This window comes from Streptomyces sp. NPDC094034 (genome assembly GCF_040303865.1).
In the GTDB taxonomy this organism is placed as follows: Bacteria; Actinomycetota; Actinomycetes; order Streptomycetales; family Streptomycetaceae; genus Streptomyces.
Window position 1 is genome coordinate 26,541 of sequence record NZ_JBEOUD010000068.1, and the last position, 6,000, is coordinate 32,540.

6 protein-coding genes are annotated in these 6,000 nt (G+C 62.9%); 2 read left to right on the forward strand and 4 right to left on the reverse strand.

Translation table 11 applies throughout. From position 1 onward, the window contains the following. Nucleotides 1–6 precede the first annotated feature (6 nt). Together ABTZ59_RS34860 and ABTZ59_RS34865 are read left to right on the forward strand one after the other, a co-directional pair. Nucleotides 7–1,767, forward strand: a complete 1,761-nt coding sequence (locus ABTZ59_RS34860; protein ID WP_351424179.1) for a CocE/NonD family hydrolase — start codon at nt 7–9, stop codon at nt 1,765–1,767. Between the two features lie 85 nt (nt 1,768–1,852). After that, complete coding sequence (locus ABTZ59_RS34865; RefSeq protein WP_351424183.1) at nt 1,853–3,418, forward strand: AMP-binding protein; 1,566 nt, start codon at nt 1,853–1,855, stop codon at nt 3,416–3,418. Between the two features lie 132 nt (nt 3,419–3,550). On the opposite strand, the gene ABTZ59_RS34870 is transcribed toward ABTZ59_RS34865, so the two are convergent. From ABTZ59_RS34870 to ABTZ59_RS34885, 4 genes are all read right to left on the reverse strand, one after another. Next, nucleotides 3,551–4,402, reverse strand: a complete 852-nt coding sequence (locus tag ABTZ59_RS34870) for a helix-turn-helix transcriptional regulator (protein ID WP_351424186.1) — start codon at nt 4,400–4,402, stop codon at nt 3,551–3,553. A gap of 246 nt (nt 4,403–4,648) precedes the next feature. Then, nucleotides 4,649–4,846: a hypothetical protein gene (locus tag ABTZ59_RS34875; RefSeq protein WP_351424190.1), complete on the reverse strand. Its 198-nt coding sequence runs from the start codon at nt 4,844–4,846 to the stop codon at nt 4,649–4,651. 41 nt (nt 4,847–4,887) lie between these two features. After that, nucleotides 4,888–5,256 (reverse strand): hypothetical protein, encoded by a 369-nt coding sequence (locus tag ABTZ59_RS34880; RefSeq protein ID WP_351424193.1) that lies wholly within the window; start codon nt 5,254–5,256, stop codon nt 4,888–4,890. 55 nt (nt 5,257–5,311) lie between these two features. Then, a complete protein-coding gene (locus ABTZ59_RS34885; RefSeq protein WP_351424196.1) occupies nt 5,312–5,887 on the reverse strand; it encodes a TetR family transcriptional regulator in 576 nt (191 codons plus the stop codon). Nucleotides 5,888–6,000 lie beyond the last annotated feature (113 nt).

Sequence of the window (6,000 nt, forward strand, 5' to 3'; positions counted from 1 at the left end):
TCAAAGATGACAGACCAGGAACAGGCCCGAGGCCATGTCGGCGCGGCGGGGGTGACGTTTGAGCTGCCTGTATCGGTGGAATGGAACGTTGCCGCACGGATGCGGGACGGAGTCGTTCTTCGCGCCGATATTTACAGACCGGGCGGTCCAGGCCCGTGGCCGACGCTGTTGACCCGATATCCATACGGGAAAAACGACGTGGTCAATCACTTCTTCGCCGGGATCGACCCCGTCGATGCGGCGCGTTCCGGCTTCATGGTCGTGGTGCAAGACAGCCGTGGGTCGTTCTCGTCCGGGGGCGAGTGGGAACCATGGCGACATGAACGCGAAGACGGATATGACACCGTCGAGTGGGCGGCGAAGCTTCCGGGTTCCAACGGACGCGTCGGGATGTATGGACAGAGCTATCACGGCTTCACTCAGTGGGCGGCCGCGATCGAGCGCCCCCCGTCCCTTAAAGCCATCGCGCCCAGTATGATCACATCCGACGGCGCCGACGGGCTGTTGCACCGAGGCGGCGCACTCGAACTCGGATTTGAGGCGGTCTGGTCGCTTCTCATGGCCTCGGGGCAATTGCCTCGCCTGGGGCTGTCCTCCGACGAATTGGCACGTCGCATCGAGCAGGCCGTCGACATGTGCGACGAGCTAGACGATCTCGGGTCAGGCGACGCGAAGGGCAGTAGTGCTCTTTGGACCCTTCCCATCCGTGATCTAGAGAAGTGGTGGGGTGCCCTTGGTACTTCGTTCGGGGCCGGATCGATTCGTGCGACACACGACGCGAAGGTGCTCGAGTACCTCAACGTGGTTGACCACCATGATCAGATCGAGGTGCCGAGCCTGAACACCGGCGGTTGGTACGACACCTTTCTCCAAGGCACACTCGACAACTACACCGGCATGCAGGACCGTGACCGCGAGGCCTGCCTCGTTGTCGGTCCGTGGTCGCACCGCGATTACGGAAGCCTGATCGGTGACCTGGCTTTTGGCTCACGCTCGTCCAGGGACAGTAGTTCGCTCAGCCACCACGGTGCATGGGCAACGATGCACTACGCCTGGTTCAGACGTCACCTGCTGCCCGAACTGGACCTGGAGTTCGCACGCCAGCCCGTCCGAATCTTCGTTATGGGACGCAATGAGTGGCGTGATGAAACCGAGTGGCCGCCCAAGCGTGCCCACAACGAACGGTGGTACCTCCACGGCGGCGGCTTGATCTTGCCTGGCCGGCCCGAAACGGAGTCCATCGAACCGACCGAGTTCACGTACGACCCGACAAATCCCGTCCTGACCCATGGCGGAACTGCCATTCTGACACCATCCATCAAGTCGCCTGGTCCCTACGACCAGCAAGGTGTCGAACAACGCGACGACGTGGTGACGTTCACTTCAGCGCCGCTTGAGCACGAGCTCGACGTCACGGGCCGCGTTCGCGTCATCTTGCGGGCACAAAGCTCTGCGCCATCGACCGACTGGGTCGCTCGGCTCTGCGACGTACATCCGGACGAGCGCTCGTACAACATCGTGGACGGCATCTCTCGGGTGACGAACGCGGATCGCGAATGCCACGTTGAGATCGATCTGCACTCCACGAGCAATGTCTTCCTTGTGGGCCATCGGATCCGCCTCCAGGTGACGAGCAGTTGCTTCCCCCGGTGGGACCTCAACTTGAACACGGGGAACCAGGATCAGTCGGACTGCGTCCCCGCGCGTCAGCGGATCTTCCACGACACTCATCGGGAGTCCTACATCGAGCTGCCGGTCATTCCGTAGGGAGTAACGCGCCCCCGCCCGCCCGCACGGGCGGGCGCGTTACTCCCTACGAGATGGACACGCGTCTCGCAACGAAGGAGGGTTCATGTTCGTACCGTTCAGCGTTGCGGACTTCATCGACCGGGCGGTGCAGGTATACGGCGATCGCATCGGTGCACTGGACGAGCCTCACCAACCGGCGCCCTCGCTCGGCTCGTTGACGTATCGCGAAGTGGGCGCCCTCGCCCGCCGCCAGGCTGCGTTTCTCGACGACTTGGGTGTCAGGCAGGGTGAGCGCGTCGCTGTGGTCAGCCAGAACAGTGCGAGGCTGCTCACGTCGTTCTTCGGAGTATCCGGCTTCGGCCGGGTACTGGTGCCGGTGAATTTCAGGCTGCGGCCCGAGGAGGTCCGCTACATCGTGGAGCATTCCGGGGCCCGCGTACTGTATGTCGACCCCGCGCTGGATGAATCACTGAAGGGCGTCACGGCCGAGCACCGGTTTGTCCTGGGTGACGACGAGCACCTCTTCGCCCCCGGTGCCGAGGACGCGATCGCTGAGCCGAAGCAGTGGGGGCGAGACGAGAACGCCACCGCGGCGATCAACTACACTTCCGGGACGACCGCCCGCCCCAAGGGTGTGCAAATCACCCACCGGAACATCTGGACGAACGCAGTGACGTTCGCGCTGCACGCGGGAATCACTGACCGCGACGTCTACTTGCATACGCTGCCGATGTTCCACGCCAATGGCTGGGGAATGCCGTTCGCGATGACCGGCCTGGGGGTACCACACGTGCTCCTGCGGAAGGTCGACGGCACGGAGATCCTCCGGAGGGTCGAACAGTACGGTGTCACCGTGATGTGCGCGGCGCCTGCTGTGGCGACCGCAATCCTGGATGCTGCCCAGTCCTGGAAAGGCGAGATCCCAGGGCGGGACCGACTGCGCATCATCATGGCCGGCGCACCTCCGCCGACGCGGACGGTTGTCCGGGTCGAGGAGGAACTCGGGTGGGAGTTCATCCAGATCTATGGTCTCACTGAGACAAGCCCGCTCCTTACGGTCAACCGCTCTCGCGCTGAATGGGACCACCTGTCGGCCGAGGAGCGTGCTACGCATCTGGTACGGGCTGGCGCTCCGGCGTTGGGGGTCTCCCTCAAGATCGACGCTCCGGATGGGGACGAACGTGACTCCGGAGAGGTCCTGGCGCGGTCCAACGTCGTCATGGAAGGGTATTGGAATCAGCCAGGTGAGACGGCGCAGGCGCTCGAGGATGGCTGGTTTCACACCGGCGATGGAGGCAGGATTGACGGCGATGGCTATTTGGCGATCAGCGATCGCAAGAAGGACGTGATTATTACTGGTGGTGAGAACGTCTCCTCCATCGAGGTCGAGGACATTCTCTTTTCTCATCCGGCAGTCGCTGAGGTTGCCGTGATCGGCATTCCCAGTGAGAGGTGGGGCGAAACCATTAAGGCTTTGATCGTCCTGGCCAAGGGCGAGGAGGTGACCGAATCGGAACTGATCACCTGGTGCAAGGACAAGGCGGCTGGCTACAAGGCGCCGACATCCGTCGAGTTCCGCGATGAACTGGCCCGCACGGCAACAGGGAAGTTGCAGAAGTTCAAACTCCGCGCGCCGTACTGGGAAGGGTGGGGGCAACAGGTCAACTAATGGTGGTGTTCCGTCAGGTCATGCAAGGAGATCCCGCCTTGGATCCTGTGGGTCACCCCTTGATGACCTGTCGGTCCCCACGCAGCTCGCGCAGATGAACCATGGTGGAACGGCTGGTCCATCCTGTCGGGGTCAGTTGATGAATCCGAGTTCTCGGGCGACTTTGATCGCCTCTACGCGATTTCTTGCCTTCAACTTGCGCATCGCATTTTTGAGGTATGCCTTGACGGTGTTTTCGACCAGGCCGAGGTTCGCTCCGGCAGCACGGTTTGTGAGCCCGAGGGCGATCTGCCGCAGTACGTCGATTTCGCGTGGCGAGAGTGTCACCTGCTCAGCGGAGAAACGTTCCGGAAGGGGGCTCACAGTCAAACGGTTGCGGAGTTTCTCAAGTCGCGTTCGCAACGAATCGTCTTTGACGAGATTCGCCAGCTCGTCGAGTTCGTCGGTGATATTGAGAACGTCGTTACGGCTGAGCAGCAATGGGCGAGGACGGGGCACCCCGGACTCCTGGGCGAACTGGCCCTGCTTTTCATCGTCGAGCGCGATGTCGCGTGTCAATTGGCGAACTGACGGCAACAAGCTGTCGTACCAGCGATCGCCAAGGTGGACTCGTCTGCGGTGGCCGAGGTAGAGGACGAGTCGAGGCGCGGCTCCCACTATGATCGGGAAAGCGGCGAGAGTTTCCAGTCCTTCTCCCAGGACCTGAGAGTCATAGTCGTGAGTGATTCCCCCCGCTGCCTTGTAACTGGGCACCGCGACCGGACGGCTAAGCGCCAGCGCCTTACCTCCCAGTCCAGCGCCGCGCCGCACCACCAGATTGGCGAGCGAATCAGTGCGAGCTCCGCTGAGGGCTGTTATCTGGACTGCGTCACCTGTAGGCAGCGGCCGAGCGGCGAACGCCATGTCCATGCGGGCGTGAGTCTGCATGCACTGCAGCGCGGACGAGAGGAGTTCCTCGATACGTGAAGAGTTGGGCTCAATCATGGTTATGACGCCCTCCGAAGAGTTGCAACGCGTCGCAGGATAGTGACTGTCGTCACACCATGGGAAGTGACGTACCCTCGAAAGTAGATGCGAGCCGCCTTGCCTCTTCGGCATTGGCATGCCCAGCCTTCATACCCTCGCCGCTGGCATCGACCGAGACGCCGTCACCGCTGACCTCACCCTGCCCTGGAACTCGGGCGTCGTTGAGGGGCCCGTCAACCGGCATCATTCGTGGAATCAGATTTGTCAAGCTTGGCCTGCTCTGCCCTGCCGGACGTCGACGATCGGCAGGAGCCGCGCCGTGCCAGGTGCCTCGATCTGGCGGGGTGTCGGCCCGGCAGGGATCGGGATGTCGGCGAGTCTGGCGAGGAGTTGATCGATCGCGGTCCGACCGTTGGTGACCGCGGCTTGTTCGTCCTCGGTGAGTGGGATCGAGACGACCATCGTCTGTAAGTTCCCTTTGGCTTCCACGAGTTGCGCTTTCGCTAAGTCTTTTGGGGTGTAGAAGTCGCAGCGTGCGCAGGCCATCGGTGCTGGCACTGTTCGAAGAAGGTGCAGTAGCAGTGTTCGAGGTAGTAGTGCTGCCAGGGCTCGCCGGCCGAGGTGGCGCCGTGGGCGACCGCGTCGCGGTCGACGACCTCGATGGTGCGCCAGGCTTGCAGCTCGAACAGCGGCATCGCCTCCTTGGCGTTGTAGAGCTGGCTGGCGATGGTTGAGCGAGCGCGGTGGCTGGTGATGTTCCTGCGGACATCGGCGTCCGGGACTCCGGCCTTGCGGCAGAGCATCGGGATGATCGTGTTGTTGATGTAGCTGGTGGACCAGGCGGCGTGAAGTTCCCCCGTGATCCCGGACATCGTGAGCCGTCCGCCCGCGCACGGCCACAGAAGCCACCCCGCACAGCAATCGGTCTCAGCTCAGCTGCTCGATGGCACTCATGGCAGCGTCCAGCAGCTCGGAAAGGCTCGCCTCCGGCTTGTGCAGCCAGGCCTCCTGCGCGGCGTCCAGGCAGCCGAATGCCGCGCTCGCCAATGCTGTAGCCCGCAGGTGCAGATCCCCTCCCGGGGCAAGCCGGGCGGCGATCAGTGGGCCGAACAGCTCGTTCCAGTACCGGCGGCGCTCCTCGTTGTTGGCTCGTGCCGCCGGTTCCTCGCACAACATACGCTGAAGGGCACGGCTGTCTGCTGCGAACATCTCCCCGGAATCGACCACCACATCCAGGGCGCGCCGCACGGCCACCCAGGCAGCCTCGTCGGCCGGGCGGGCTTTCAGCGCGTCGGCGAGCCGCTCGACACTCTGCAGCAGCTTGGCCTGGAGCAGCTCGTCCTTGTTGGAGAAATAGCGGAAGAAGGTACGCCGGGACATGCCGGCGGCCTCGGCGATCTGATCGATTGTTGTGGCGGCGAAGCCTTGCTCGGCAAATAGCCTCCAAGCCTGCCGGAGCACTTCTTCACGCACGGCCAAGCGCGTGACGTCACGGATCGTCATTTTAGCCACCGCCTCATTCTAGTCTTCTGAGTCAGGAATTCTGTTCAGATAGCTGGCGAGGCGTTCGAGGATCTCGTCTGCGGTCTTCGTCCAGACGTAGGGCCTGGGGTCGG

What these genes read in the sequence shown, in the direction of transcription:
- ABTZ59_RS34880 (WP_351424193.1), bottom strand. Translation starts at nt 5,256, where the DNA reads ATGTCCGGGATCACGGGGGAACTTCACGCCGCCTGGTCCACCAGCTAC.
- ABTZ59_RS34870 (WP_351424186.1), bottom strand. Translation starts at nt 4,402, where the DNA reads ATGATTGAGCCCAACTCTTCACGTATCGAGGAACTCCTCTCGTCCGCG.
- ABTZ59_RS34865 (WP_351424183.1), top strand. Translation starts at nt 1,853, where the DNA reads ATGTTCGTACCGTTCAGCGTTGCGGACTTCATCGACCGGGCGGTGCAG.
- ABTZ59_RS34875 (WP_351424190.1), bottom strand. Translation starts at nt 4,846, where the DNA reads ATGGTCGTCTCGATCCCACTCACCGAGGACGAACAAGCCGCGGTCACC.
- ABTZ59_RS34860 (WP_351424179.1), top strand. Translation starts at nt 7, where the DNA reads ATGACAGACCAGGAACAGGCCCGAGGCCATGTCGGCGCGGCGGGGGTG.
- ABTZ59_RS34885 (WP_351424196.1), bottom strand. Translation starts at nt 5,887, where the DNA reads ATGACGATCCGTGACGTCACGCGCTTGGCCGTGCGTGAAGAAGTGCTC.